Raw genomic sequence first — 26,830 nt, 5'->3', positions numbered from 1 at the left:
GTTCACTAGCTTATTTGCCTAGGAAACGCGCCAAGAGTCCAGTGGCACGTATACGTTACTGGCCAGAAATTAACTCTGACGCACCAAGGCTTTTAGGTTTATCAGCTTACAAAGCAGGCATGACTTATGTCTTCACAATTGAAGACAAAAAACGTAGCCCACACCTTGGGAAAGAAGTCATGAAGGCAGCAACCATACTAGAAACGCCACCAATGCTGATTTGTGGCTTTAAAACTTATATGAAAACACCCTATGGACTACAAAACCTAACCGAGGTCTGGATGAAAGAACCCCCAGCAATACTAGACCGCGCATTGGTTTTGCCAGAAAACTTTGACACAGAAGCGATGCTACAGAAAGTTCAAGAAAACCTTGAACACACAGTAGCCATTCGCGTGGTAGCTGCAACCCAGCCCAGCCAAACAGGCTTGTCAAAGAAAAAACCCGAGGTCCAAGAAATTCAAATCGGCGGCGGAACAATCGAGCAGCAACTCGAATATGCCAAGCAGCTTTTAGGCAAAACAGTGGCTTCTGAAGAAGTCTTCAAAGATGGACAATACATTGACATCGCAGGAATCACCGTTGGCAAGGGCTATCAAGGTCCAGTTAAACGTTGGGGAGTCACTAAACTGCAGCATAAAGGCAGGAAAACCAAACGTGGAATCGCCACTTTAGGTCCATGGAATCCCCACCACCTCATGTACTCCGTTGCAAGAGCAGGACAAATGGGTTATCATCAAAGACTCGAATTCAACAAGCGCATTCTCAAAATCGGTAAAGACGGCAAAGAAGTAACCGTTAAAGGCGGATTTGTCCGCTACGGCGAAGTAAAAGGACCCTACATCCTAATCGAAGGAAGTGTTCCAGGCACAGAAAAACGCCACATACGCCTCCGTGTACCAGCCCGTCCACCAACCGAAGCGCCAGAAGCGCCACCACAAGTAACCTACATATCACTAAAATCCACACAGGGAAAAGGTAAATAGAAATGCCCGCAGAAATATTTGACTTACAAGGAAAAGTAACAGGAAAAGTTGACCTTCCATCTGTTTTCCAAACACCCCTGCGTCCAGACGTGATAAAACGCGCAGTTCTAGCCATCCAATCCAACAGGCTTCAACCACAAGGAAGAGCCCTGATGGCAGGCAAAAAAACATCAGCGGAATCACGAGGAACAGGTAGCGGTGTCGCAAGAGTCCCCAGAGTTAAAGGGGGAAGCGGAAGAGCAGCATTTGCTCCAAGCACAGTTGGCGGAAGACAACCTCACCCACCAAAAACCGAAAAAATCATTGTAAAAAACATCCCCAAGAAAGAGGCAAAACTTGCCCTACAATCTGCAATTGCAGCAACAGCACAAAAAGAAACCGTTACTGCAAGAGGACATAAAACCGAAGATGTTTTAGCGTTCCCATTGATTGTTGAAGATACACTGGAAGGTTTAACCAAAGCACAAGACGTTGAAAACGCGCTTATCAGCTTAGGCGTTTCACCAGATGTGACTCGTGTAAAAGAAAGCAGAAAAATCCGTGCAGGCAAAGGCAAGCATCGTGGAAGAAAAATGAAGCAAGCCGTGGGTCCACTTTTCGTTGTTGTTGACAAAACAAATGTTTCCAACGCGGCAAGTAACCTTTCAGGCGTTGAAGTTACCACTGTTAAGAACCTTAACACTGAAATGCTTGCGCCAGGAACACACCCAGGAAGATTAACTGTTTGGACAAGCGGTGCAATCGCTCAGTTAAATGAAATCTATAAAGGAGCAGAAAACTAATGGATCCCAACGAAGTAATACAGTACCCACTAATGACAGAGTCAGCCAGCGTCATGGTTGAACGCGACAACAAACTAATCTTTGCAGTCAGCCTCAAAGCTGGAAAAAGCGACATAAAAGAAGCAGTTGAGAAACTCTACGAGGTAAAAGTTGATAAAATTAACCTGCTCATAACCGCGCAAGGCACAAAAAAAGCCTTCGTGAAACTGACTCCTGAATTCCGCGCATCAGACGTGGCAATTAAACTTGGAATACTCTAAGAAGGCATGATTTATGGGAAAACGTATTCGTGTACAAAGAAGAGGGCGTGGCGGACAGAACTTCCGCGCTTCAACTCATAAGCGTGTAGCCCCAGCAAAGTACCCCGCTATTGCTCCTAAAGAAGCATTTGTAACTTCAGTTAAAGGCACAATTGACTCTATGGTTCATGATCCAGGAAGAGGTTCACCACTTATTTTGGTAAACTTTGAAAATGGATTATCATTTTACACTGTGGCTGTTGAAGGCGTTTTTACAGGACAGCAAGTCCAATATGGTGGAAACGCAACTTCAGAAATAGGCAACATTGTCTCCTTGGGAAAAGTCCCTGAAGGAACCTTGGTCTGCAACCTTGAACTGCGACCCGGTGACGGAGGCAAAATGGCACGTTCCTCAGGCGCGTACGCTACAGTTGTCGGTCACACCCCACAGGGAACCATGATACGGCTTCCTTCTGGAAGAAACCGATACATTAATGATTATTGCATGGCAACCATCGGCGTAATTTCTGCTTCAGGCAGAATTGACAAGCCGTTCCTTAAAGCAGGCGAAAAATTCCACATGATGAAAGCCAAAGGTCACAAGTACCCAAGAACCAGCGGTCGCAAAATGGTTCCAGCTGTTCACCCCTATGGTAGCAGCAAACGCAGTGCAAGACGTACAACAACAACTTCACATGGTGCACCACCAGGACAGAAAGTCGGTTTAATCGCAGCCCGTGGACCAGGACAGAAAAAGAAACGTGCAATAAGATAAAAAAGGAGAATGAAAAATGCCAAAAGAATTTAGTTACCGCGGACACAGCTTGGAAAGCTTAGCAGGCATGTCAATGGATGAATTCATCAACCTGCTTCCTTCCCGCCAACGAAGAAGCCTACAGCGAGGACTAACACCAGAACAACGCATACTACTAGAGAAACTGCGCAAAGTCAAAGAAGCCCAGCAGAACGGCAAAGACGCCAGTCTCAAAACACACGTTCGCGATTTGATTGTCCTACCCGAAATGGTTGGAACAAAAATCAACGTGCACAACGGCAAAGAATTCGTTGCTATCGAAATAAAGCCTGACATGATAGGTCACTATCTAGGTGAATTTGCAATCACTAACAAGCCAGTGCGTCACGGAACTCCAGGTATCGGTGCTTCACGGTCATCAATGTATGTGCCGCTGAAATAAGCACACCCAACTACCCCTTTATTGAAAAGATTGAAAAACAAAGATTGTGTCATAAAAGCGAAAAAGTATAAGAGTATGTGTGTTTCTTTTATGCAAAGCTGGTCGTGAAAAAAGTGAACGTTCCCAAAGAAGTAAAGACTTACTGTCCGAAATGTAAAACTCATCAAGCTCACGCTGTTAGTCTCTACAAGGCTGGAAAAAGAAGAGCCTTGGCAGTTGGCGAACGCCACCACAAACGAGAAAAGAAAGGTTACGGTGGCCAGAAATATCCCCTGCAAAGAGAATTCACCAAAACCACAAAAAAACAAACCTTCCGCTTAAAATGCAAAACTTGCGGTTTTATGCGTCACAAAGAAGGCATCCGCCTACGAAAAGTAGCTATACAATAATCTGAGGAAAAAAATATGTCAGACTGGAATAAACTCATTCCCAAACCAAGCAGCAACTTCCTGCGGGTAAAATGCCCAAAATGTGGCAATGAACAGTTAATCTTCAGTAACGCAGTGAACAAAGTAACCTGCAATGTTTGCGGTGAAATGCTTGCATCACCAACAGGCGGAAAAACCAAAATTAACGGTGACGTTCAAGCAGTTTATGAGTAAGAGGAATAATTAAATGGCTGAGCGTAAGCCCGAATGGCCAGAAGCTGGCGATCTTGTAATTGCTACAGTTGAGACTGTAACTGATTATGGTGCTTATGCTAAACTTGACGAATATGATAAACGTGGGTTGCTTCACGTTTCCGAAATTTCTTCTTCTTGGATACGTAACATCCGCGATTTTGTGCGTGAAGGACAAAAAGTTGTCCTCAAAGTTCTCCGCGTAGACTTTGAAAAAGGACACATTGACCTTTCCTTAAGGCGAGTAACGAAAAGGGAACGAATCGAAAAAGTTCTTTCCTGGAAAAAAGAGCGCAAAGCAGAAGCCCTGCTTCGTGGTGTAGCAGAAAAGTTGTCTCTGCCACCTGAAGATGATGCCATAGAAAAGGCCGCTATAGCTATGGATGACAAATTTTTTGGTTTGTATGAGGGTTTTGAAAAAGCAGTTAAAGAAGGACCTGAAGTTCTCACAAAAATTGGTATACCTGAAAATATTGCCAAAGTTTTTGTTGAAGTAGCGCAAGAACGTATTCACGTTAAAATGGTTAAAGTTAAAGGCGTACTTGAAATCCACTGCATGAAACCAAACGGTGTGAAACTAATCAAGGAAGCTTTCGCGAAGGTTAAAGCAGAAAAAATTAAAGGTTCCGAAGTCCGATTTTATGTTATTGCAGCGCCAAAATACAGCATTGAAGCCTTAGCTGAAAATTACAAGAAGGCTGAAGAGGTTCTGCAGAAAGCAGCCGACAATGTCATATCAAACATTACCAAAGTTGGCGGACAAGGCACCTTTAGAAGGGAAAAATAATTTGGTTTGGCAACTTCGAAAATGTGCAAACTGCGACCACTACACTCTAAACAAAACGTCCTGTCCCTACTGCGGCGGACCTGTTCGTATTCCTCATCCACCCAAGTTTTCGCCTGATGATAAATATTTAAAGTATCGAATGGCTATGAAAAGGAGCGGTTCCCAATGAAAGAAACATACATTAAAGAATTCACCCCAATTGAAGCAAACAATCCCGTCCTAATTGAAGGGCTCCCCGGACTTGGACTTGTAGGAAAAATCGCCATCCGCTACCTAATCAAACAATTAAAAGCCAAAAAAATCGCGTACCTGTACTCACCACATTTCCCATACTTTGTTCTTGTAAACAAAAAGGGCAATGTTAGGCTTTTACGTGGAACATTTTACTTCTGGAAAAACCCTGCAGGAGGAAATGACCTGCTCTTCTTTACTGGCGATAGTCAATCCCAAACAATTGAGGGACAATACGAAATCGCAGACCAAATGCTAGAGTTCTCCCAAAAATACAACGTTAAAACCATCGCAACAATCGGCGGTTACCGCATGGAACCCAAAGAAAAACCCGGGGTCTACATTGCAGCAACAAGCCAAGAAGTTCTCGATAAAGCAATAGCTGCGGGCGCGGTTGTTAGCAGTTCAGGTAGCCCAATTGTGGGCACGGCAGGATTAATCCTTGGGTTGGCACGCCTCAAAAAGATGGAAGCCCTCTGTCTTCTAGGTGAAACGCGCGGTTACCTTCCAGACCCGTTAGCGGCAAAGAGTGTTTTGGAAATTTTGAAGTCAACCTTTGGTTTTGAGCTTGACCTGTCAGGGTTAAATGAGGAAATTTCTCGGGCTCAAGTCATGGTTACTCGTCTTCAACAAATTGAAGAGAAACGTGCCTTGCAGGAAGAGGAAACTCGCAAGCAAGAGGACAAGAAAACCACCTACATCTCGTAGGCTCAATCACTTCTTTATTTTTCCTTGTTTCTAAAAATTTGTTTTAGGTTTTCTTTAGGCATCCTTCTCTTGGCTCATAAATTGTGCCTTCACGTAGTAGTTGGCTAAGCATTCGTTCTGTTTCAGCTTTGGAGATTTTATGTTTGGTTTCTAGTTCTTCAACAAAGGCGTCTCTTTCAACTATGCCTGTAACTCGCTCCATATCCATCAATGTTGAGAGTACAATGCTTAGTCTGTCACGGATGCTCTTGGGTCGTCCAGTCATGATAATGTCAATGTCAACTTTATACGAGGATAAGTCAATTCCTACTTCTTCAAGTGAACGTTTCATAATCGCGATGGCTGCTTCCGCGTCTGCTGCACTGACCTCTTTGCGAAGCGCAACACGGGCTCTTGCTTCAGCAATACGTACCAGTGATTCAAGCTGTCGTGCGGTGATTGCAACAGGGGAGCCTTCGGATTCGCTTGCTGAACGCATAGCTAAGTAGAATTCGCTTAGTTTATTGAGTGCCTCGTTGCTTAATTCAGGTCTAACTCCCTTAGCATAACTCACATACTTTTTAAGCAAATCCACATCCACTTGGGCTTCCACTGGGCTTATTCCTTTGCGATGAATTTCCAAAATGTGCCTAGACATTTTGCTGTCTGAATCCTTGTTTGGCACGTCACGTAAAACGAAAATCAAATCAAACCTTGACAAGATTGTTACTGGTAACGAAATGTTTTCAGCCACAGTTCTGTTAGGCTCATATCTGCCCAGTGACGGGTTGGCGGCTGCAAGCACGGCTGTTCTCGCGTTTAAGGTTGCCACGATGCCTCCTTTTGCAACTGAAACAGTGTGTTGTTCCATGGCTTCGTGTATGGCAACGCGGTCTTCAGGGCGCATCTTGTCCATTTCGTCAATACAGGCGATTCCCTTGTCTGCAAGCACTAACGCGCCTGCTTCTAGTGACATTGAGCCTCCTTTTTCACGTACCACAGCAGCAGTTAAACCCGCAGCGGTTGTTCCTCTGCCTGAAGTGTATAAGCCTCTGGGTGCGATGCGGGAAACGTACTGGAGCATTTGAGATTTGGCTGTGCCTGGGTCACCGATGATGAGCGCGTTCATTTCGCCTCTGATGTTTACGTCTGGCAGACTTCTTGAGACTCCGCCAAAGAGCAGGTACATTACGGCTTCTTTGAGATGTTCGTTGCCGAAAATGGATGGTGCTATGGAACGCATGATTTTCTTGTGAACTTCTGGGTCTCTGGATAACTCTAAGATTTTTGCTTCTTCCTCTGGCGTCGGCGGTGAGGATTCAGGTTCTTTGCCAAGGAGTTCGATAGAGTTGGCGTCAAGTTGAAGAATGAATGTGCGAAGTTTTCCCATCCCCATTAGTGATGGTGCAAAAGCTCGGACAATGCCCACGATTGAAACGTGGTCTCCTGGTCTTGCTAAATCAACGATTTCGTCGCCAATCAGTTTAACCGCTAATGTTCTTGGTAACTGTCCAGGCGGCAAATCCTCTGGTTTTTCCTGTAACCTCAAATCCTGTGAATCAATAAATCTGGATTCTTCCTGAACAAACTCAAAAGGGCCATCTCTGCCACAGTCAGGCGCCCCACAAATAGCTGGTGCTTTAAGGAATTGTCCTGTTTGTTCAATGTGGTTTACTGTGCCGCATCGTTTGCATTTGAAAGCTGCGATTTGAACCATTGGGCGCACGGGTGTGGCGCGGACAACGATGCCTTCAACCATCACCAGCTTAGCCATCTGTTTAGCGCCAAGCCTACGCAACTGCTCTTTGCCCAGCAATGCGAAGACGCGGACAATTATTTTCTCAATCTTCTCTGCGTATTCAGCATCTTCAATGCGTAGTTGTTCGTATGCTCCTTTTCCAGCGTGTTGCAGGTATTCTTCTGGCTTGTTTAGGAGTAACTCGGTAAGTTCGGGGTCAAACCCGTAGAGGTCCTCAAAATCAATACTTAAGCTGCCTTTACCTGAGATGGCTAACTGGCTGATGCGCTGGCGATACTTTTCTTTCTTGAAGAACTCCTGAAAATGCTGCTGGGGGTCAATTGTTTCCTGCTCATTAGCCAAGTTACTGCCGCTCCCCGTTTGCTAAAATCTTGGTTTTCCACTCAGAAATAATCTTGACCAACTGCTCGTAAATGATTCGCTCTTCACTGGTGAACTTTTTGAGAACCTGTTCACTTTGAGTTGGAGCAGCAGACAAGGCAACAAGTTTTTTTAGTCTAGAATTTACGATGTCCCGCGCAAGCTGTCTTGCCCTGTCGTATTCTTGATATTTTTCGGATTCTTTGGAGGCTTGCTCTTTTAGGTCAGAGATGAAGCGTCGTAGTTTAGGATAAAAATTCTCTGGTAACTCTGATATTTGCCCTGGGATTTGTACGCCTTCTTTCCATTGGGCTTTGAATAGTTTGGTGGTATCTAAAATGTCCTCTTCTCGGAAATGAACCATTCCAGCGTTAGCAAGTTCTTTAGCTACCCAAAAATAAACTTCGTAATCGTTGCCCTCATCAAAAGGTCCAACTTTGAGTCCTGCAAGCTTGATTTCTGGACAGTTACGGTTGGCAACAATTTTGACTAGTGAATTTTCAAAGCAGAAATCCAAAGTGCAAATTTCCATTGTCAACGCTTGCTTACTCTCCCAAACCCCACTTTTTCCGTTCCCGCGGGATTCAACAGATACCAGTCAAAGTATTTTAAGTTGTTTGGACACGAAAATTTTAATCCCTAAGTAAGTATCAAAACCTGTTACTTGAAAAATTACAAAAATTTGATTGTTTCTGCTTCCTTCAGGGAATATAGGCTTTTTGCTTTTTTCTTTTGTTATAGAACAATGTCAGGATTGTACCTGTTATCAATGGTGTGGCAATGATTATGCTTGTTAGAACTATTATTGCTTCATTAAAGTGGTTTTCTGGTGTACTTGACATTGTTATTGGTGTTACAGGTAATTTTGGATATAGATTTGTGGTGTTCAGTGCCCAAGCAGGTATCTCTACATTGATCTCATCGGTTTTTACGGTATCAGTTAACGGGTGATTATCTATGTTGTTTGTGTCTATCTCGTATGGTAACTCCCCTATGCCGTCACCATTGTTGTCTGCAATTTTTGTTCCATGCCAGCGATTACCGGCTGTCCCGTTGTCCCAGAAATTAACTGAAATTGGAATATTGCTGTCTTTGAAGTGGTCATCTTTGATTGTTGGATGAGTGAACCCGTCTGGTCCAAAATTGTTGAGGAAATTGTTGTAATAGAAAATGCTATTTTGCGAGTTGTAAAAATGCATTCTACTAACGAACGAAATCGAGTTCGCCACAAAAACGTTGCTATTTGTACCTACAAATTTTATGCCATTATCAAATCCGCGTATCTGATTTCTATAAAAGAAATTATTATTTGACCATCCTAAAGTTAAACCCACATATCCCGAGCCAATAATTTTGTTTCCCACAATTAAATTGTTAAAGTTACAGTGGATGCTTACTGCGCTGCAGGTGTTTTCGTGAATATCATTTGTGTGTCCCTCATAGAGGAATAAACCTGAGAAGGTGTTTCTTGAGAATTCAGTAAAAGACACTGCAAGGTTTACTGCGGAGCCGATGTCGTTGTCGATTATTTGACAGTAGGAGCCTCTAATGGTTAGGTTTTGGCAGCCTGAAAAACTGTTTCCTATTAACTGGATGTTATCGCCAAATCCGTTAATGTAGCCGCCCTGCGTGATTTGCAGGTTAACTCCGCTTAATTGGAAATTATCTGTAAAAATGGTTAACGCGTGAGAGTACCTGTATGTTGGTTTGTAACTGTAAGGGTTTACAACAGTATAGTTTGGATGAAACACAATTGTGGTGTTCTGGACGGATTCCCCGATTATCGAGATGGGCTTGTTAATGATTACTTCCCGATTATCTGGCATATCATAAGTTCCATTCCTAACAAAAATTATGTTCCTCCTTTCAGCAGCATGTATAGCTTCGTCAATTGTTTGGTAATCATCAGGAACAGTGATGACTTTCTGGGACTCTTCAAATTCAGCACATACAGGCGATACAAAAACTAGAAAACCAGAAAAAACCAAAATTGCCCCAATCAGCACGGCAAGCATTTTTTTCATTAGCTACACCATTTTTTGGTGGCTGAATTTTGGATTTAAGAGTTTTTGTCAAGGTTTCTTGACTAAGCCAAGTCAAACTTTCTTGACTAAGACTATAATTAAAAATTCAACATGCTAAGCAGGAAATTAGCCATTAGTGTCCTCCCCTCTTAGGGTTTCTTTGACCCCTCTATAGTTTCTGCATGGAGTTTCTAATAGGCTCCAAATAGGCAGCAAATAGACTTTGTCTAAGCAGATGTTTGCGCTCAAGTCACTGTTTTTGTCCGCATTCTGGGCAGAAATGGGCTTGGGCTGGGATTTTGTTTTTGCATCGGGGGCATATCTTTAGCAGTACTGTTTGGTGTAGGTTGGCTCCGCAGTAGTTGCAATAATTGGAAATGGAGGTTACTTGTGAACCGCATCTTGGACAGGTAACATATTGAGTGCTCGATGGAATGGGAAACAGGATTGAAGCTGAAAAAATTATGTTTCACCCAGTATTCAATGGTGGTTGGTTCAATTTTTCTTTTGTGTTGGTGCGGTTACCGGGATTTGAACCCGGGTTGTCAGGTTGGGAACCTGATGTCCTACCAAGCTAGACTACAACCGCAAACACAACATTGCATGCAAGACTATTGGAAATGGTTCATTTGGTATAGAAACTTTGCTGTTGAAGTTATTTTAGGATTCTTTCTCCCTCAATGCCATAACCATTAGCGGTTAGTTCCCGTACAAGAGCCTGTTTCCAACTGCCGCGGTCATCAAAGGCAACAAATTTTATTCCCTCAAAATCATTGGGGATTTCAAAGTTTGAGCTCTCCCTAAACAACACCAACACTTTTTCCATGCCAAGCTTACCCAGCAGGTACCCGAGCAGGAAAATTATGTCTTGACGCGGCTTAAGCTTGCTCTTTGTTGTCTTATCCTCCCTTGGATACACGCAATCATCTGGCGACAGCAAAACCACAGCAAATTTCATATCAATATAACTTGTGAAATTGGTCAAGACTTTTCTTCCATGACTGGGCTCCTCCTGCAAAACCACAGGCACCAAAAAAAGCTTCGTCAACGCGCCCGTCACGGCTTGGCTCATCATTTGGTCTTTGCCTGCAACCACAAACAGTCTCTGACGCTTACGGGGAGTAGTCGCAGTTGCTTCTTTTGGAAAATTGGGCTCTGGGGTTTGGGTTGGTTGTACAAATTGTTCCGTGCACATATACGTGCCCATGACTTTGCTTTTGAGGATGTTTTCAATTTGGTATTTTTTGTCTTTGCAGGCAACAAGACTTTCCCCGTTGGGCAACTTTAGTTTGTCGGCTGTTTCATAGGACCAGAAGATGACTGCTTTTATGACTTTGCTGGGATTTAGGAGTCTGCCCATGAACCAAAACGGTTTGCTGGCTGAATAGTATTCGGTAAAGGTGCGGTTGAGTTCCTCATGAGTTAGGTTGAAGCGAAACCCGGTCTTCTCAGCTTCGGCGTATTGTATGTAGATGTGATATTTTGGGGTGGGCAAACTAATCACAGGATATCTGCAGTTGACAAACAAAAACCTTGCTCAGCAAATGCTGCCAGAAACCATGCTGAAGATTTATGGAGACTATAAATCCAAACATAGGAAAAGATTGTTAAAAATTTACTTTAGCGGACATTTTGTTTTGCTTTCATAGCCAGCGACCAAGTGCCGAGCGCTAATGAAGCAGTTGCTATTACCACAAGTATTGGAAGGAATAATGTTAAGCCATAATAATCAAGCGAAGTTGTACCATTAAGACTTGGAGGGTTTGGATTTAACAATAAACCAACGACAAACAATGCACCTGCGCTGACATAAATAAGCTCAAGTGCTCCAGCAACAACTGCAATTAAGCCAAAAATAATGCTACCTTGCGGTTTTCTTGACCTAATAATGCATATAACCAAAAAGATAACCGGAAGCACAACCAAACTTCCTATATCACTTGGGTTCATGCTCATGTTTATGTCCATATTACTTTCATCTCTGCTGGCAGAAGCCATTTTGGTTTTTATATCTGTCTAAATTTAAGCTTTTGCTTTTCAAAGCAAAGGCTGAAAGGTAAATCAACCTCATTGATTGTCCAAATTTGGTTTTGTCTTTGTGTTCAGTGCGTATTATTTCTTCTCGCAAGCATAATTGTTATCTCTAACTTATCCGAAAATAGGTGTGAACAAGGAGAAATCTGGGTTGCCGAAAAATTACACTTACACCGACGCGGGCGTTGACCGAGACCAGCGTCACGAATCCAAAAAAGCCCTCTCAATGCTAAAGGACACTTACCAGTTTAACAAGTTTGGACCCGTCGTGCACCTGCCGTATAGCAACATTTTCCAACAAACCCCAAACACGTACTTAGACCTCACCATTGAAGGCGTAGGCACCAAGGTTCTGCTCGCGGAACTCATGGACAAGTACGACACTATCGGCGTTGATGCGGTCGCAATGGCGGTTAACGACGTTATTCGTAGCGGTGCAGCTCCCCTTGCAGTTTCCGATAATATTCATGCTCAAGCCAGCAACCCCCAATTAGTTAAGGACTGGCTTAAAGGCGTAATTGACGGAGCAGTCCAATCCGAGTGCCCCATCGTCAGCGGCGAAATAGGGGACGTAGCAGAAATCATCAACGGCTTGCACGCGGGCACGGGCTTTGACATGGTCGTTGCTTCAATTGGGCAAGTGGAAAAGCAAGACATTGTCACAGGCGAAGGCATAAACGCTGGTGACCCAATCATCGGCTTAGCCAGCAGTGGAGTGCACAGCAACGGCATCACACTGGTCAGAAAAATCCTCTTTAAGGCTTGGGGCGGCAAATACCTGCCCGAGGAGACCCCTGAAGGTTTAAGCCGTGAGGTGGGTTTGGAAGTGTTGGAGCCCACAAAAATCTACGTCAAACCCTTCCTTGCGCTTCTGCGTAAAGTGAAGGTGAAAGCCGCCGTACACATAACAGGAGACGCCTACACCAAATTCGGCAACCTCTTCAACTACTCAAAAGGCATCGGCTTTGAATTCAACAATTTCAAGCCACAACCCATCTTCGGCGTAATCCAGAAAACCGCAGCGGAACTGGGCTACACTATAACGGATGAGGAAATGTTTACTACGTTTAACATGGGCTGGGGCTTTGGCATAATAATTGACAAATCCGAAACCGACAAAGCAATGATGACACTGGAGCAGGCAGGCGAAAAACCCGAAATCATAGGCAAAGTAACTGACAACCAAAAAATCACAGTGCAGCACAAGGGCAAGAAATTGCTCTTAGCCTAATTTTGCATTTTATGTGATGAAAGCGTTTAAATCTCAAATATAGCCATTATCGGCTATGAACTACGCTGCAAAAATCGAAGTCAGCCTCAAACCGGGACACAGCAACCCCGAAGGCGAAACCACAGCGAACCTTCTCAAAGAATTAGGCTACAACGTCACCACCGTAGACGTAAGCAAAGTCTACACAATAAATTTTGAAGCAAAAAGCCCCGCAGAAGCCAAAGCGAAAGCTGAAGAAATGAGCAAACGCCTTTTGGCTAATCCAACCAAAGACAACTTCACCATTACAATTGAGGAGCAAAAATGAACCCTGCCCTCTTTGTCCGCAACAAAACCCGCCCCGACATCATCGAACTAAACATAGCCACAGCCACAGATGAGCAACTCATAGAAGCCAGCAACGAACTCGCACTCGGACTAAGCCTACCCGAAATGAAAGATATCCAAACCTACTTCACCAGCCAGAACCGTAACCCAACTGATGTGGAACTCCAAACCATCAGCCAAACCTGGAGCGAACACTGCTGCCACAAAACGTTTAAAGACAAAATCCAAATCGGCAACACGCAAATCGAGAGCCTCTTCAAAAGCTACATAGCCAAAGCCACCCAAGAAATCCGTGCCCCATGGTGCTTTAGCGTCTTTGAGGACAACGCGGGCATAGTCAAATTCGACAAAGGCGTAGGAATTGCAGCAAAAGTTGAAACTCACAATCACCCATCCGCAGTGGAACCTTTTGGCGGAGCAGCCACGGGCGTTGGCGGTGTTATCCGCGACATTTTGGGCGTATGGGCTGACCCCATCGCATGCACAGACGTGCTGGGCTTTGGTCCACTGGATTATGATTATAACAAGTTGCCCAATGGCGTTAAGCACCCCAAGTACGTTTATCGAGGCGTCACTGCGGGCATCAGCGCTTACGGAAACAACATGGGCATCCCAACCGTCAACGGAGCCATCTACTTTGACGATTCCTACACGGGCAACGTGATTGTTTACTGTGGATGCATCGGCACTCTGCCCCTTGACAAATTCACCAAACACGCCACCGTAGGACACTACATAGTGATTGCGGGTGGCAAAACAGGACGCGACGGCATCCACGGCGTAACCTTTGCCTCAGCCGAACTAACAGAGAAATCCGAAGAAATCAGTCGTCCAGCAGTTCAAATTGCCGATCCCATCGAGGAAGAAAAAGTCAAACGTGCTATCATCGAAATTCGCGACTCAGGTTTAGCCTCGGCAACCACTGACCTTGGAGGTGGTGGCTTGTCCTCAGCAGTAGGTGAAACCGCAGAAAAATACAACTGTGGCGTAACAGTTGACCTGAGCAAAATCCCTCTCAAACATGCGGGGTTAGCTCCGTGGGAAATATACATCAGTGAATCCCAAGAACGCATGCTAATCACCGTGCCCCCCGAAAACCTCGACGCCGTTATGGCAATTTTTGAGAAAGAAGATGTGGCAGCAACCGCGATTGGAACCCTCACCACCGAGCGCAGGCTAAAACTCAACCACAACGGCGAATGCGTTGCGGATATGGATATGGATTTCCTGTTTAACCCCTGCGAAAGCTCAAAGGTCGCAGTTATCGAAGCCCCCAAACAGGTTGAGCCCGAGTTTGAGGAACCCAAAAGCCTCAAAGAAATCCTACTACAACTACTCGCGGCACCCAACATTGCCAGTAAAGAAAGCGTCATTCGCACCTACGACCACGAAGTCAAAGGCAACACCGCCCTCAAACCGCTTCAGGGTGAGTACGCGGGACCAAACGATGCCGCAGTGCTCAAACCGCTGGATGATTCGTTGAAGGGGTTGGTGATTTCGTGTGGCATGAATCCGCAGTATGGCAAGATTGATGCGTATTGGATGGCGGCTTCGGCGATTGATGAGGCAATGCGAAACAACATCGCGGTTGGTGGGCGTCGTGTGGCTTTGTTGGATAATTTCACTTGGGGTAACCCAGAGAAGCCTGAGCGTTTGGGTTCGCTGGTTAGGGCTTGTCAGGCGTGTTACAAGTTTGCTAAAGAGTTTAAGGCGCCGTTTATTTCGGGCAAAGACAGCCTCTACAATGAATCCCCATTGGGGCCCGTCACACCAACTCTGCTTATCACTGGTGTTGGTGTGGTTCCAAACATTCAATCGGTGACTTCCATGGAGCTTAAAGCCGAAGGCAACCTGCTGTATCTCGTCGGTGACACTTATAACGAGTTGGGCGGCTCCGAATACTACCGCTTAAAGGGCTTTTTAGGCGCAAGCGTGCCCAAAGTCAACGGCGCAAAAGCCAAACGCGCCTTCAAAGCTGTAACAGCAGCCATCGACGAAAACATGGTGCGGTCTTGTCATGACCTCTCCGAGGGCGGTTTGGCAGTGGCGGCTGCGGAGATGGCGTTTGCAGGCGGCTTAGGCTTGGCGCTTGATTTGCGTGAGGTTTTAGGTAAAGATTTAGAGCGCAACGATTTCATCTTATTCTCGGAGTCCAACAGCCGATTCTTAATCGAAATCGTTCCTGAAGACAGAAACGACTTTGAAGCCCTAATGAAAGGCAAAGTATGCAGCCAAATCGGCGTAGTCACCAAAGAACCCAAGCTCAAAATCACAGGCTTAAACGGAGAAACAATCGTGGAAGCATCCCTACCCGAGCTAATGCATAGCTGGAAACGCACCCTAAACAGCGAGGTGAACGCCTAATGCACCCCGAACAAATCAAAGTTTGCGTGATGCGTGTGGGCGGAACCAACTGCGACGCCGAAACCGCAAGAGCATTCACCGAACTAGGCGCCCAAGCAGAAGTCGTACACGTTAACGAACTGGTCAAAGGCAAACGTAGCCTGATGGATTATCACGCACTGGTTTTCCCCGGCGGCTTCAGCTTTGGCGATTATGTGCGTTCTGGCGTGATTTTCGCTCGGCACCTTGATGCACTATTGGGTAAGCAGATGCGTGCTTTCATTGACGAGGGCAGACCCATATTGGGCATCTGTAATGGTTTCCAAATCCTTGTCGAATACGGACTTCTGCCAGGATTTGAAGGCATGAGCCCAATTCCCGAGGCTACATTAACCACCAACATTCCTTCGGGTTTCAAGTGCGAATGGATACATCTCAAATTGGAAAACCGCGGCAAATGCCTCTTCACCAACAAGATTCCGCAAGGCAAAGTGCTCTCTATGCCGATTGCGCATGGGGAAGGACGCTGGCTGTTTGCAAAAGAAAAAGAAGACGCGCTTCTTCGGCGGCTGGTTGATGAGGATATGCTGGTTTTCCGCTACTGCAACAAAAACGGCGAAACCGCAGACGGCAAGTACCCCACTAACCCCAACGGCAGCTTCTATGACATCGCAGGCGTATGCAACCGCGAAGGCAACATCTTCGGCTTAATGCCGCATCCCGAACGGGCAATGTACTGGTGGCAAGAACCCAACTGGACAAGTCAGCAGCAAATGATGATGTATGGCGATGGCAAACTCATATTCCAAAGCATAATCGACAACCTAACCAAAACCTAAACCCCCCACTCTACCCCTCTATAGATTCTGCATAGAATTTCTAATAGGCACCAAATAGAAACGGTGACCTCTCTCTATCATTCTGCATAGGTTGGCTATTAGGCTCCAAATATGAATGTTGTAAATTTGGGCAGGAATTGCCTCAAGCTGCAAACAAAATGAAGAGGGGTTATTGGGTTTTTTCTATTATTAGGCGTTTGTTTTCTGGGTCAATTCTTACTTTGACTTTTTGGTTTGCCGTAAAGGGGAATGCGCTGTCTTTGGCGACTTCTGTGGGGACATAGATGAATATTTTGTCGTACTGTTTTCCCCCTGTTTGGGTTGGTCGGTTTACTATTTTGCTTTCGCTTTCCAACATTTTATGTGACCCAGCTCAACAGCATATTTAGGCGTTTATTTTTGTAATTATTTCTTTTCCCTCTTCCGTTATGAGGTAGAGTTTTCCGATTTTATCTTGAGTGTTTAGGCACTTGATTAGTCCAGCAGTTTCCAACTCGGCTATGGTCACCGATGCTTGGGCAATGGCGATTTTGGATTTTTCATGCACATCATTTATCGACAATGGGTTGCTTGTTTTGCTAAATAGCTCCAATGTTTTTTGGCGCCTGCTGCCTCGCTTTACCCATGCGTATTTTTGCCAATCCATGTTTGGGTTGCTTCCGTAGAGCAGAAGCTCATGTAAAGATATAAAAAAAGTTAATAACAAGTTAAGAATAAGTTAAGAAATAATAACGGCAACACCAAAAAACACCATACAGAAATCACAAAATAGAAGAATTATTGATTCATTTCTTTTTTCATACGGCAAACTGCTTGCTCGATTGCGTGGCTGCGGTTTTGGAACGTGAAGTTTGAGACGTTTTGGTCTATCCATTCAAGCAAGCCAGAGTCGATTGATAGGCTGATTTTCTTTTTTGCTTTTCGTGGCATGGTTGATTATGGCTTGGCTTGTAGTTTAAGTATTGTTTCTACTTTTTCTTACTATAAAATCTTTAATACTACTAAGTAATACTATTTGTAGTGGTGGATAAAAACGCAGCCGTCCACAAAGATACACCTGCCCCAATTGCCCATAAAAAATACAAAAGCTTGGAGCTGTCCTTGCGGTTGCATAATCCCCAAAAAAAGCGCAAAAGTATCAGGTGACCCAAGCTATCCCAAAGGCTACCACGTGCACTGCCCACAATGCGGCAGGGTAGTTGCCCAATATGTAAACCCAAAAGAAACCCAACAGGAGAAAAAAACATGAACAAAATAGCCATAATCACCATTAACTTGGTTCCAGAAGCCGAAAACATATCAAACAGCCAAATAGAAGAAGAAATCAGCCAAAGCCTTCAGTGCGATTGGTTGCTAAAAACCCAAAAAGTAACAGTTCTCGAAAAAAGTGGGTCTGAGAAATGCAGAGCGCCAAGCAGTATGACGTAACAGACCTGACGCCCAGTCAGCAGCGCGAACTATTCATCAAATGCATCAACCAAGCAGGCTTTAAAGCATTCATAAAACACCAAAACAAAAAACAAACCCACTACACCTTCCAATACAAAAACTAAACTAAAACCTAACAGAACCCCCCGCCATTAAAATTCGGGCTTAACTCGTAAAAACAACAGTGCTCTTTATATTTGGGTATCAATTGAGTGGATGTTAAGAAATAGTGTTTTGATTATTTTTTTGAGGCTGTTTTTTTGTCAAGGATTTTCTGAATTTCCCATTGTTGAATAAATACTATCTTCAGAATTTGAAAAGTAAAATCTAGTATTGTTTCTGCATCTTCTTTTGTTACTTGGTCTATGCCGTCATCGTTAGGGTGCCCTCCATAGTCACCCAAGAATTTTATTGCATCGGTAAGTTGATTGATTAGTGGATATTCTTTTTGTGGAAAAGCTGACTTTATCTGTTCTTTAAGCGGAATCCAACCACCTTTTACATACTTCTTTGTAGCGCCTTTTTTAACGCCGACATTTTGGAGTGTCCTACGGCACATAACGACTGTTGCTTTGTATGAATCAGCATTGAAGCAATTTGATGCCTCTGCGTAGTCAGCCCATATGTTTTCGGGGATGCTAACATGTTTTTCAGCCACAACTTTGGGATAGGTTGCGAGAATGTCAAAATAAAGTGTGATTTTATCATCATAATCTTGGATTGCACTATTGTATTCTACATCTGCAAAGAATGTTTTTCCACATTTGCCGTTATCACACTTACAAATCCACTTGTCTGAAGTCCATTCAATAGCTGTTGCAGTGGTTTTTGTTCTACAATAAGGGCACTGGCATGGAGCGTTTGCTGGTACACCATTATCAGGAATACTTGGTGTGTATTTGGATTTTGGTTTGTTTTCGGATGACCCTCTTCCAACGTTTTGTAAGCTATCCATACTGCATCAATAGTTAGCCTTTGCTTTAAATGATTATAGTGAGTTTTGTTATTGTACTCTTGAATTTGTTGCCTTAGTTTGTCAGCAGTTCATCTCTATCAGGCGTTAGTTCAACCAAATGTTGCCAAATCTTTTTCGTATGGTAAGCCTGTTCTTGCTCCTGTTTTTGTTACTTTTCTTGATGCTACCCAGTTGCCTAGTCGTCCGCATTCGGTTAGGGTTTTTTGGTTTATTATTCCGTATAGGAAGCCTGCGCAGTATGCGTCGCCTGCGCCTGTGGTGTCGGTGGCGTTGACTTTGTAGGCTTCAACTCTGCATTGCTCGGTGCCATCTGTTACGTAGCAGCCTTTGGCGCCAAGTTTAACCGCGACAATTTTAACACCCGCATCAATTAGTACTCTTGCACCTTTTTGATAGTCGGATTCGCCCGTGAGTAGTTCCAGTTCTAGGGCGTTTGGCATCATGACTGAGGCGTTTCTGATTAGGGGTTCAATTGCTGCGAAGCCTTTTTGTGCGTATACTGAGCCGGGGTCAAAGCTGATTTCCACGCCCTGCGGCAGCGAACCAACCAGTTTCTTCTGGGTTCGAAGCGATTTTTCGCCAACAAAGGATGTTAAGTGGAGTAGTTTGGTTTGGCTGACGTATTCCCATTTGATTTCTCGGGGCTCCACAAAATCGTTAGCGCCGGCGTTAATGTAGAGTGCGCGTTGCCCCTTCTTGTCCACAAAGCCCATGACTAAGCCGCTTCTGCCCTGCTTAGCCACCGTGATGCCCTCTGTGTTTACGCCTTCGGCTTTGAAAGCGTCAAGGTGCATTTTGCCCTCGCGGTCATCCGCAACTTTGCCAATAAAGCCTGTTCTGCAGCCCAACCGTGCTAAGCCAACCATCACGTTTGCCGCGGAGCCTCCGCAGGATTCTGAGTAGTCTATAACGGAGCTTTCTTCTTCTGCGCCTGCGATTTTGTCTACTTTAAAGAGCGAATCAACGTTTAGGGCTCCAAAACCGATAACATCAAATTTTGTCATATCAACAACTCTTTTAATTGGATTTTGTATTCTCCGAGTTTGCCGCCGTAGTTGCCCGCTGAAACCCGCACCACGCCCTCAACACCGAGGACTGCTTGGATTCCCGCTTTAGTGGCTGCTTTTACAGCTTCTAAGGAGACACCGTCATACACTACCTCGGCAATATAGTTTACCCCCAAAGGAACCTTAGACTCCTCACCCAAACGCTCCTTAAGACTTGGGCAGTAGTAGTGGTTGGTTGTGGGGCCAATCTTGGGGAAATGCGTTTCGGGTTTGCTGCCAGCAGAACACACATCAAACGGAGTAATCACGCCATCCACGCTGTGGACTGCGTCGAGGGCTTTTTGTCCCGCCTCCTTAACCGCCTGCTTAGTTGTGCACATGATCCAAAAGTTGCCGCCTGAAACCCCATGTGCCCAGCCCAAATAGTGCTCAATTACAAAATCGGGAACCATAAGCGGCACAACGATGACTTCTCTGCCATGCCGCTGCTCAACCCATTCGTAGCCGTCGCCGCAGTGCCCAACGGTCTCCATCATGTCCAGTTTACCCTCGGGATTCGGGAGCGCATCATACACGGCGGTGAAGGGCTTGACAAGGATGTCTTGGCGGATGCGATACGAGAGTTCATTTTGGAACTTCCGCAGGGAATCCTCAAAGGTTTTCAGGTTTAATCCGCCCCAAAACTGCAACAGCGCGCCGACTCTGCCGTCAGGGGTTTCTTCTGGTTTGAGGTACCGCTCGATTCCTGCTTCGACCCTGTTAATGACAACGGAGGGCGTTGCGGTGGCGTGCTCAGCTGCCTTGCGCAGGGTTTCTTGGTCATCTGCGGTTATGATTACTCGGCAGTAGATGCCACTGAATGCTTCAATAAATGTGTCTTCAACTTCAATTTTACTCATTTAACCTAACCTTCCAACTGCTACTCCACGCACTTTCTTACGAAATGCGCTGCTTTCTGTTTCTAATGTTTGGATATTCTGAGATGTAACTATTTGAACCTTCGGCAACCCATCTGGGTTTGACAGCAACAGTTTTAGCAATGCTTTGTCTACGCCGCTATTTTCCAGTGTCTGCGGGTTCCATGCGGTGATTACTTTTAGGGTTTCTTCTTTACCCTTCTTAACAAACAGGTCCGCTAAAACCGCCGTCACCAAATTACTCTCAGCCAAAACCGCCACTTCCGCATTGCGAACCGCGTAGCTGTTGCCGTTAAACGAGACAGTTAAGCCGCCGTTTTCCCTAACAAGCTGAAAGGCTTCCACATCGGTTATGCTGTCGCCTACATACATAACATCCCCGAGGTTAACGTCTAATTTTTCTGCGGCGTCTTTGATGGATTCTGCTTTTTGTTCTCCGCCAACCGTGACTACGTCATTGATTATTTTTCCTGAGTGTTTTCTTTTCATTTGGTCCCAGAAAATCTCATCCAGACGATTCACCGCGATCATGTCGCGTTCGCAGAAGGGTTCATAGTCTTTTGCGCCAGGCGGGATTTCAATTATGCACATGCCCGCGATTTCCTGCGCTACCTCTCTGAGGTCCTCTTTTTCTATATCGGTCATGCTGAATTGGTCGAGGCGTAATTTGGTGCAGTACGTGTTTTTGAAGGGGAAATTTATGGTGTTGCAAAGTGCCTTGATGTAGTGTTCGTAGCTTGTGCTTACGATGAAGGTGTCGGTTAGGTTTTGGATGTGTTGCATGGTTTGTTGGGTGTCTGCGATTAAGACAATGTTTTCTTGTGAGAATTGTTCCATTTGGGTGTCGGTGATGCCGTAGGCTTTGAAGAAGGGCAAAATCAGCTTAAGCGTGCTGCCCGCAGTGTATTCGGGCTTCTCAAACACGTCCACTAAAACGTCATCGTACTTGCTTAATATGCTAAAGAGCTTGCCACCGTTTGGGATGAATTGGGCTGCTAACTCGTAGGCGTTATCGTTTTTGCTGATTGGGCCTTCGCAGTCAGTTACAAAGATGCGCTTCACGCTTTCTGCCTCAGCTTCTCCATGTGCGCGATGCTTCGGTCAATGTGTTTTTGGGCGGCAATGTCAGTTCGACTCCAAAGTTCCCCACCAACAATAGCCGCTATGCCCTCTAGACTGATTTGTCTGGCTTCCTCAATGGATTCACCAACACCTAAAACCCCAACCGCCCGCGACTTAAGCGCATAGTTTTTGCCATTGCGTAGTTCCATTGAGCCTGGGTAAATGCGGATTTTATCGCCGTATTTACTTTGCAGTCCATACGCTTTGGTGAGGTCAACTGGCGTGTTAGTTTTGGTTTTGTCAACTTTGCCTGGGAACACTTCGCTATAGCCGCCATAATCCGCGGGAACCTTGTAGGTTAAGACGGTGGCTGATTTTTCAAGTTGAATTTTTGTTAAGTTGCCCTCAATCATCTTAAAGCACACATCAACAAAATCATCCTTGATAATTGGTAGCAGGTTCATGATTTCGGGGTCTCCAGGTCTGCTGTTGTTTTCTAAAACTTTGATTCCCTTTCCCGTGTGCATAAACGCAAGATACAATGGCACACCACGAAGGGCGGTGTCGTCGCCGATTTTTGCTTGCCATTTGCTGAAAATTTTGTTGCCTAACTCAAGTGCCATTTCGCGTTCAGCGGCAGATATGAAGGGTAAACGATCGCCTACGCCTTTGTATGAGCCCATGCCGCCCGTGTTGGGTCCTGCATCATCGTCGAAGGCGCGTTTGTAGTCTCGGGTGTCTGGAAGGGCAATGAAGTGTTTGCCATCGCAAAACGCCATGAAGCTGGTTTCTTCTCCGTCAACTTTTTCCTCGATGATGACTGAGCCGTATTTGAAGCTGGACATGAAATGCTCAAAAAGCTGCTCTCGCGTGGTGAAGTGGTCACCCCAGACACCAACACCTTTTCCCGCAGCTGGCTTGTCAGGTTTAACCACCGCTTGATTATTGAGTTCGTCTAGCCACCTGTAAACGTCGGTTTTAACGGAGTCTTGGCTTGTGTAGTCTTGAGGGTTAAATACTTTGAAGCGTGGGTTGGCTTCAGGTGCGATTTCTTGGAATAGCAGGCGTTGTTCTACTTTGCTGAGTTCTATGGCGTATTTTTGTTTGGGGCAGATTACTGGGATGCCTGTTTGCTGCTCGATTTGGTCTCGGATGCCTTCTATGATAGGTTTTTCTGAGCCAACCAGGGCGAAGCGGATTTTGTCCTTGTTTGCCAGAGCGAACTTGGTGATTTCGCCCGCGTCCAAACTTGGAATTATTGCGTGTTTGGTTGCCCTCTCTGCGTTGAAGGGGTTTTGTTGTTTATCGGCAATGTAGAGTTCTACTTGATATTTTGTGCTTCTGGAGAGCGCGTCAACCATGGCGGCTTCTCTTGAGCCATAAGAAACCACTAGTACACCTATCTTTTCCATTCAAAGCCCACCTACTCGTATCTTGGTTAAGAGAAAATGCATCAACACTTAATTTGCTTTGTTACTGCTCAGTGCCTGTTTTTTCCTCGTCTTCATAGATTCGGGCTTTCTCTTTGTAGCCTTCAAGGAACTTCTTTTTCATTTCATCAGCCATCTGCTGAGCCAGCGGTGTTGGATACTTGCCCGTAATGCATGCCATACATAATTCGTCACGCTTCTGTCCGGTAGCTTTCACCATGGCATCAATAGATTGGTAGCAAACTGTGTCTGCACCGATAATTTTTGCGATTTGTTCAGGAGTATTTCTGGAACCGACCAGTTGCCCATAAGTTGACATGTCGATGCCATAGAAGCAGGGTCCAATGATTCTTGGGAAAGTTATGAAAACATGGATTTTTGTGGCTCCTGACTTGCGCAGTTTTTCGATGATTACTTTTGTGGTGTCGCCTCTCACGACGCTGTCTTCAGTTATGATTACTCTTTTGCCTTTGACTCTGTTGCCTAAAATGTTGATTTTCTTGTCAATTGTGCTGAAACGTTCATTGTTTAAAAGTATGAAAGCTCTTTCGGTTACGTAACGGTGCCGCCTAGACGCGCGTTCCCATCGTAATCCTGATTCTTCATGAACACCCATAGCGGGGTCATCGCCAGTTTCAGGAATTGATAAAATAATGTCTGCATCCTTGGAGATTTCAGGGCACTCTCTAACGATGTTTCTTCCGAACTCTTCACGGATTTCATACACGTATTTGCCGTTAAAGCGTGAGTCGGGTCTTGCAAAATAAGCGTATTCAAAGCAGCAGAATGCGTGGTGGGGATTTTTTATGATTTGTTCACGGGTGAAGCCGTCTTTTGAGACTGTGACCAGTTCGCCTGGGTGTAATTCAAAGTCTCGCTCAAACCCGTTCATGTCTAAGCTGACTGTTTCAGATGAAAAGGCAAAAGTTTTGTTGTGTGGGTCATGGCCTGCACAGAGGGGTTTTATTCCGTAGGGGTCTTTGAAAGCAAAAAACCTTCCATCGCCAGTTATGCCTGTCACGGAGAAGGCTCCATCCAAAGCTAACATGGTATCGTGGACGGCTTCGGATAGGCTTTTGCCGTTTTTTAGTCCAAGCAAAAGTTTATGGCACACAATATCGGAGTCGCAGGTGTACTTAAAATTAGAAAAGTTTTCCTGCATCTCTTTTTTTAGGTGCGCGGTGCTGACGATGTTGCCGTTAAATGAGAGGGCTAACTGGATTTTGTCTGTTGACCCCATGACCGGTTGGGTTCCGCGGATGAGTGATTCATCATCGCATTTGCCTGAGGTTGTGTAGCGGACATTGCCGATGCCGATGGAGCCTGGTAGGCGGTCAAGCCACCCGTTTATGTCTCTGCTTTTTATTCTTGGTACTAAATCTAGACTTTTTGAAATGTAATATTTGTTATCTTTTAAGGTTAAAAATCCGTGTGATTGGTGTCCCCTATGGTTTTGCGCTCTAAGACCCCAGTAAACGTACGGGAAAACCGGTTGGTTATCGTAGTTTATAACTCCAAAGATACCGCAGCCTATGTTTAAGTCCCCTTTGTCCCTGATGTTTCTGACATAAAATAAAAAGGGGTTTATACGCTTTTAGTACATTTTTAAGTCAAAAGCATGGTAATTTTCCACTTCAGAAAATAAATCCGCAGAATGTTGCAAACAGTAAATAAACCTCCAAAGCCATAACCCTTCTTAGGCGAAAGCAGTCTTGTCAACCTCACTAAACTTATCTTATACCCGTTTGCTTGAAAAAATCAAGAATCCCCTGGTTTTTGGAACAGCTTTAGGCATAATTCACTGGGACATGGAAACCATGATGCCTCCCAAAGCTGTGGAGCAACGTAGTCTCCAATTAGCTCTAATGAGCCGTGTGCAGCACAAAATGAGCACTGACCCCGAAATAGGCAAACTTTTAGATGAAATCACCACAGACCTTCAGTATAACAATTTAGGTCAAGTGGAAAAACGTAACATTTACCTTGCCAAAAAAAGTTACCGTGAACAAATAAGACTTCCTGACCAGTTGGTGTCTGACTTGGCAAAGCAGGAAGCCTTAACTGTTAATGTTTGGAAAAAAGCTAAAGCCCAAAAAAACTTTGACACTTTTAAAGGTGATTTGCAAAAACTTTTGGATTTAAGTAAGCAGGCTGCTGAGCTTTTGATGCCTGTCAAAGAGGTCAAAACGCCTTATGATGCTTTAATTGATAATTTTGAACCTCAAATGTCAACTTCAGCAATAACCCACACATTTAACCAGCTGTTGACGGGGTTAAAGCCGCTTCTGCAAAAAATCCAAAACAGCAAAACCCCCATTGACACTTCAATTCTTCATGTGCCCGTGCCTGTTGAGAATCAACGCAAAATCACCCAACTACTCACTCAAACCTTGGGTTATGATACCACGTCGTCTTCTGCTGGCGGCAGAGTTGACGAAACTGAGCATCCGTTTACAACTGGATATTATGATGATGTGCGTATAACAACCCATTACTACGAAAACAACTATGCTAGCTCAATCTTTTCAGTACTGCACGAGTCAGGACACGCGCTCTATGACCAAAACCTTGCTCCTGAATGGCAATGGCAACCCGTTGGTTCATCTTGTTCCTATGGCATTCATGAATCTCAATCAAGAACATACGAGAACATTGTTGGGCGCTCACGGGCTTTTTGGACAGGTTTTCTGCCCAAACTAAAAGCTGCCGCGCCAAGCCTTGCCAACATTGAACTGGAACCATTTGTCCACGCAATAAACAGGGTTGAACCTTCTAAAATCCGAATTGAAGCCGACGAAGTAACTTACAGTCTTCACATAATTATCCGCTTTGAAATCGAACGTGACCTTTTTGCAGATAAAATCAGCGTGGATGAGTTGCCGATGGTTTGGAACCAAAAATACAAGGATTATCTTGGAGTGGATGTTTTGGATGATTCGGAGGGTGTGATGCAGGATACGCATTGGGCAAGTGGCTTGTTTGGGTATTTCCCAAGCTATACGTTGGGTAATATTTACAGTGGTCAAATAATGGCGGCTATGGCTAAAACCCTGCCCGACTGGCAAAGTCAACTCAAAGATGGAAACCTCAAAAACATCAACAGTTGGCTCAAAGAAAACGTGCACCGCCAAAGCGACCTGTATGACCCACAGGATTTAATCAAAAAAATCACTGGCTCATCCGTTGACTCTAAAGCTTACTTGCGGTATCTTGAGGAAAAATATGGTGAACTTTACGGTTTTTGAATTGGAGGCTGCTCTTTAGTTAATTCCTTGTACACGTGATAAACAATAAACACTGCAATCCCGCCGATGCCTATAAAAACTCCAGTCCAGCCGACGAATGCATCATAAGCGTTGGCACCGTAAACAAATAAAATGAACCCTGCAATAAATGCGCCTAAACATGCCCAATTAATCCATAACATTTGATTCTACCCCAATTTTCTGTTACTGACCATTGAACCTTAAGGATATACGTTTGATGATAAAAAACGCTTCGTCCCTGAATGGAAATTTGCTCCGACAATAAAGCGTTAAAACCTGTAACATGTGACCTAAATAAT

At 44.8% G+C, this 26,830-nt stretch carries 33 protein-coding genes and 1 tRNA gene; 18 read left to right on the top strand and 16 right to left on the bottom strand.

Annotation, left to right across the window (positions count from 1 at the left end; all coding sequences use genetic code 11):
* The first annotated feature begins 14 nt into the window (after window positions 1-14).
* The 10 genes from NWF01_12570 to NWF01_12525 all read left to right on the top strand — a co-directional run bounded on the left by NWF01_12570 (window position 15) and on the right by NWF01_12525 (window position 5,549).
* A complete protein-coding gene (locus tag NWF01_12570) occupies window positions 15-986 on the top strand; it encodes a 50S ribosomal protein L3 (GenBank protein ID MCW4025844.1) in 972 nt (323 codons plus the stop codon).
* A gap of 2 nt (window positions 987-988) precedes the next feature.
* Window positions 989-1,768, top strand: a complete 780-nt coding sequence (gene rpl4p / locus NWF01_12565; GenBank protein ID MCW4025843.1) for a 50S ribosomal protein L4 — start codon at window positions 989-991, stop codon at window positions 1,766-1,768.
* Window positions 1,768-2,028 carry a 50S ribosomal protein L23 gene (locus NWF01_12560; GenBank protein ID MCW4025842.1) on the top strand — a complete coding sequence of 87 codons (261 nt, stop codon included), beginning with the start codon at window positions 1,768-1,770 and terminating at the stop codon, window positions 2,026-2,028. Before rpl4p ends, NWF01_12560 begins: the two co-directional genes overlap by 1 nt.
* Before the next feature lie 13 nt (window positions 2,029-2,041).
* Window positions 2,042-2,782: a 50S ribosomal protein L2 gene (locus tag NWF01_12555; GenBank protein MCW4025841.1), complete on the top strand. Its 741-nt coding sequence runs from the start codon at window positions 2,042-2,044 to the stop codon at window positions 2,780-2,782.
* 16 nt (window positions 2,783-2,798) lie between these two features.
* Window positions 2,799-3,203: a 30S ribosomal protein S19 gene (locus tag NWF01_12550; protein MCW4025840.1), complete on the top strand. Its 405-nt coding sequence runs from the start codon at window positions 2,799-2,801 to the stop codon at window positions 3,201-3,203.
* Between the two features lie 113 nt (window positions 3,204-3,316).
* Window positions 3,317-3,592, top strand: a complete 276-nt coding sequence (locus NWF01_12545) for a 50S ribosomal protein L44e (protein ID MCW4025839.1) — start codon at window positions 3,317-3,319, stop codon at window positions 3,590-3,592.
* A gap of 15 nt (window positions 3,593-3,607) precedes the next feature.
* Complete coding sequence (locus NWF01_12540) at window positions 3,608-3,805, top strand: 30S ribosomal protein S27e (GenBank protein ID MCW4025838.1); 198 nt, start codon at window positions 3,608-3,610, stop codon at window positions 3,803-3,805.
* A 13-nt stretch (window positions 3,806-3,818) separates the two neighbouring features.
* The gene (locus tag NWF01_12535; GenBank protein ID MCW4025837.1) at window positions 3,819-4,610 is read left to right on the top strand and encodes a translation initiation factor IF-2 subunit alpha; all 792 of its coding nucleotides are present in this window, start codon (window positions 3,819-3,821) and stop codon (window positions 4,608-4,610) included.
* 1 nt (window position 4,611) lies between these two features.
* Window positions 4,612-4,779 (top strand): RNA-protein complex protein Nop10, encoded by a 168-nt coding sequence (locus NWF01_12530; protein ID MCW4025836.1) that lies wholly within the window; start codon window positions 4,612-4,614, stop codon window positions 4,777-4,779.
* Window positions 4,776-5,549 carry a PAC2 family protein gene (locus NWF01_12525; GenBank protein MCW4025835.1) on the top strand — a complete coding sequence of 258 codons (774 nt, stop codon included), beginning with the start codon at window positions 4,776-4,778 and terminating at the stop codon, window positions 5,547-5,549. Before NWF01_12530 ends, NWF01_12525 begins: the two co-directional genes overlap by 4 nt.
* 43 nt (window positions 5,550-5,592) lie before the next feature.
* Here the strand turns inward: NWF01_12525 and NWF01_12520 are convergent, their stop codons facing one another.
* The 6 genes from NWF01_12520 to NWF01_12495 all read right to left on the bottom strand — a co-directional run bounded on the left by NWF01_12520 (window position 5,593) and on the right by NWF01_12495 (window position 11,639).
* Window positions 5,593-7,629, bottom strand: a complete 2,037-nt coding sequence (locus NWF01_12520; protein MCW4025834.1) for a minichromosome maintenance protein MCM — start codon at window positions 7,627-7,629, stop codon at window positions 5,593-5,595.
* Between the two features lies 1 nt (window position 7,630).
* A complete protein-coding gene (locus tag NWF01_12515) occupies window positions 7,631-8,179 on the bottom strand; it encodes a hypothetical protein (GenBank protein MCW4025833.1) in 549 nt (182 codons plus the stop codon).
* A gap of 169 nt (window positions 8,180-8,348) precedes the next feature.
* Window positions 8,349-9,671 carry a right-handed parallel beta-helix repeat-containing protein gene (locus NWF01_12510; protein ID MCW4025832.1) on the bottom strand — a complete coding sequence of 441 codons (1,323 nt, stop codon included), beginning with the start codon at window positions 9,669-9,671 and terminating at the stop codon, window positions 8,349-8,351.
* Between the two features lie 513 nt (window positions 9,672-10,184).
* Window positions 10,185-10,260 (bottom strand) — tRNA-Gly (locus NWF01_12505).
* 66 nt (window positions 10,261-10,326) lie between these two features.
* Window positions 10,327-11,166 carry a nucleotide-binding protein gene (locus NWF01_12500; protein MCW4025831.1) on the bottom strand — a complete coding sequence of 280 codons (840 nt, stop codon included), beginning with the start codon at window positions 11,164-11,166 and terminating at the stop codon, window positions 10,327-10,329.
* A gap of 125 nt (window positions 11,167-11,291) precedes the next feature.
* On the bottom strand, window positions 11,292-11,639 hold the full coding sequence (locus tag NWF01_12495; protein MCW4025830.1) for a hypothetical protein: 348 nt from the start codon (window positions 11,637-11,639) through the stop codon (window positions 11,292-11,294).
* Window positions 11,640-11,856: 217 nt separating this feature from the next.
* Here NWF01_12495 and purM point away from each other — a divergent pair, with 217 nt between their 5' ends.
* The 4 genes from purM to purQ are packed head-to-tail and all read left to right on the top strand — an operon-like array spanning window position 11,857 to window position 16,445.
* Window positions 11,857-12,936: a phosphoribosylformylglycinamidine cyclo-ligase gene (gene purM / locus NWF01_12490; protein ID MCW4025829.1), complete on the top strand. Its 1,080-nt coding sequence runs from the start codon at window positions 11,857-11,859 to the stop codon at window positions 12,934-12,936.
* Between the two features lie 55 nt (window positions 12,937-12,991).
* Window positions 12,992-13,243, top strand: coding sequence for a phosphoribosylformylglycinamidine synthase subunit PurS (gene purS / locus NWF01_12485; protein MCW4025828.1), 252 nt, complete (start codon window positions 12,992-12,994; stop codon window positions 13,241-13,243).
* On the top strand, window positions 13,240-15,627 hold the full coding sequence (purL, locus tag NWF01_12480) for a phosphoribosylformylglycinamidine synthase subunit PurL (protein ID MCW4025827.1): 2,388 nt from the start codon (window positions 13,240-13,242) through the stop codon (window positions 15,625-15,627). The genes purS and purL overlap by 4 nt, the downstream gene beginning before the upstream one ends.
* Window positions 15,627-16,445: a phosphoribosylformylglycinamidine synthase subunit PurQ gene (gene purQ / locus NWF01_12475; protein ID MCW4025826.1), complete on the top strand. Its 819-nt coding sequence runs from the start codon at window positions 15,627-15,629 to the stop codon at window positions 16,443-16,445. Before purL ends, purQ begins: the two co-directional genes overlap by 1 nt.
* Window positions 16,446-16,614: 169 nt before the next feature.
* Here purQ and NWF01_12470 read toward each other — a convergent pair whose 3' ends face one another.
* The 3 genes from NWF01_12470 to NWF01_12460 all read right to left on the bottom strand — a co-directional run bounded on the left by NWF01_12470 (window position 16,615) and on the right by NWF01_12460 (window position 17,375).
* Entirely contained in the window at window positions 16,615-16,803 is a 189-nt protein-coding gene (locus tag NWF01_12470; GenBank protein ID MCW4025825.1) for a hypothetical protein, read from the bottom strand.
* A 27-nt stretch (window positions 16,804-16,830) separates the two neighbouring features.
* Entirely contained in the window at window positions 16,831-17,091 is a 261-nt protein-coding gene (locus tag NWF01_12465; GenBank protein ID MCW4025824.1) for a hypothetical protein, read from the bottom strand.
* A 131-nt stretch (window positions 17,092-17,222) separates the two neighbouring features.
* The gene (locus NWF01_12460; GenBank protein ID MCW4025823.1) at window positions 17,223-17,375 is read right to left on the bottom strand and encodes a ribbon-helix-helix domain-containing protein; all 153 of its coding nucleotides are present in this window, start codon (window positions 17,373-17,375) and stop codon (window positions 17,223-17,225) included.
* A gap of 136 nt (window positions 17,376-17,511) precedes the next feature.
* Between NWF01_12460 and NWF01_12455 the strand changes: the two genes are divergently transcribed.
* From NWF01_12455 to NWF01_12445, 3 genes are read left to right on the top strand one after another with little or no spacing between them, the layout of a single operon-like run.
* Window positions 17,512-17,694, top strand: a complete 183-nt coding sequence (locus tag NWF01_12455) for a hypothetical protein (protein ID MCW4025822.1) — start codon at window positions 17,512-17,514, stop codon at window positions 17,692-17,694.
* Window positions 17,691-17,873 carry a hypothetical protein gene (locus tag NWF01_12450; protein MCW4025821.1) on the top strand — a complete coding sequence of 61 codons (183 nt, stop codon included), beginning with the start codon at window positions 17,691-17,693 and terminating at the stop codon, window positions 17,871-17,873. Before NWF01_12455 ends, NWF01_12450 begins: the two co-directional genes overlap by 4 nt.
* A complete protein-coding gene (locus NWF01_12445) occupies window positions 17,846-17,998 on the top strand; it encodes a hypothetical protein (protein ID MCW4025820.1) in 153 nt (50 codons plus the stop codon). The genes NWF01_12450 and NWF01_12445 overlap by 28 nt, the downstream gene beginning before the upstream one ends.
* 113 nt (window positions 17,999-18,111) lie before the next feature.
* On the opposite strand, the gene NWF01_12440 is transcribed toward NWF01_12445, so the two are convergent.
* From NWF01_12440 to NWF01_12415, 6 genes are all read right to left on the bottom strand, one after another.
* A complete protein-coding gene (locus tag NWF01_12440; protein ID MCW4025819.1) occupies window positions 18,112-18,828 on the bottom strand; it encodes a DUF4145 domain-containing protein in 717 nt (238 codons plus the stop codon).
* Between the two features lie 110 nt (window positions 18,829-18,938).
* Complete coding sequence (locus tag NWF01_12435) at window positions 18,939-19,853, bottom strand: carbohydrate kinase family protein (GenBank protein MCW4025818.1); 915 nt, start codon at window positions 19,851-19,853, stop codon at window positions 18,939-18,941.
* A complete protein-coding gene (locus NWF01_12430) occupies window positions 19,850-20,755 on the bottom strand; it encodes a formylmethanofuran--tetrahydromethanopterin N-formyltransferase (protein ID MCW4025817.1) in 906 nt (301 codons plus the stop codon). Before NWF01_12430 ends, NWF01_12435 begins: the two co-directional genes overlap by 4 nt.
* The gene (locus NWF01_12425; GenBank protein MCW4025816.1) at window positions 20,756-21,835 is read right to left on the bottom strand and encodes an HAD hydrolase family protein; all 1,080 of its coding nucleotides are present in this window, start codon (window positions 21,833-21,835) and stop codon (window positions 20,756-20,758) included. It lies immediately after the preceding gene.
* On the bottom strand, window positions 21,832-23,247 hold the full coding sequence (locus NWF01_12420; GenBank protein ID MCW4025815.1) for a hypothetical protein: 1,416 nt from the start codon (window positions 23,245-23,247) through the stop codon (window positions 21,832-21,834). The genes NWF01_12425 and NWF01_12420 overlap by 4 nt, the downstream gene beginning before the upstream one ends.
* A gap of 61 nt (window positions 23,248-23,308) precedes the next feature.
* Entirely contained in the window at window positions 23,309-24,577 is a 1,269-nt protein-coding gene (locus NWF01_12415; GenBank protein MCW4025814.1) for a hypothetical protein, read from the bottom strand.
* Window positions 24,578-24,977: 400 nt separating this feature from the next.
* Here NWF01_12415 and NWF01_12410 point away from each other — a divergent pair, with 400 nt between their 5' ends.
* The gene (locus NWF01_12410; GenBank protein MCW4025813.1) at window positions 24,978-26,510 is read left to right on the top strand and encodes a carboxypeptidase M32; all 1,533 of its coding nucleotides are present in this window, start codon (window positions 24,978-24,980) and stop codon (window positions 26,508-26,510) included.
* On the opposite strand, the gene NWF01_12405 is transcribed toward NWF01_12410, so the two are convergent.
* Window positions 26,498-26,692: a hypothetical protein gene (locus NWF01_12405; protein MCW4025812.1), complete on the bottom strand. Its 195-nt coding sequence runs from the start codon at window positions 26,690-26,692 to the stop codon at window positions 26,498-26,500. The two genes, NWF01_12410 and NWF01_12405, sit on opposite strands and share 13 nt — an antisense overlap.
* Between the last annotated feature and the right edge of the window lie 138 nt (window positions 26,693-26,830).

This window comes from Candidatus Bathyarchaeota archaeon, assembly GCA_026014585.1.
In the GTDB taxonomy this organism is placed as follows: domain Archaea; phylum Thermoproteota; class Bathyarchaeia; order Bathyarchaeales; family Bathycorpusculaceae; genus Bathycorpusculum.
This window is presented reverse-complemented; position numbering and strand designations above follow the sequence as displayed.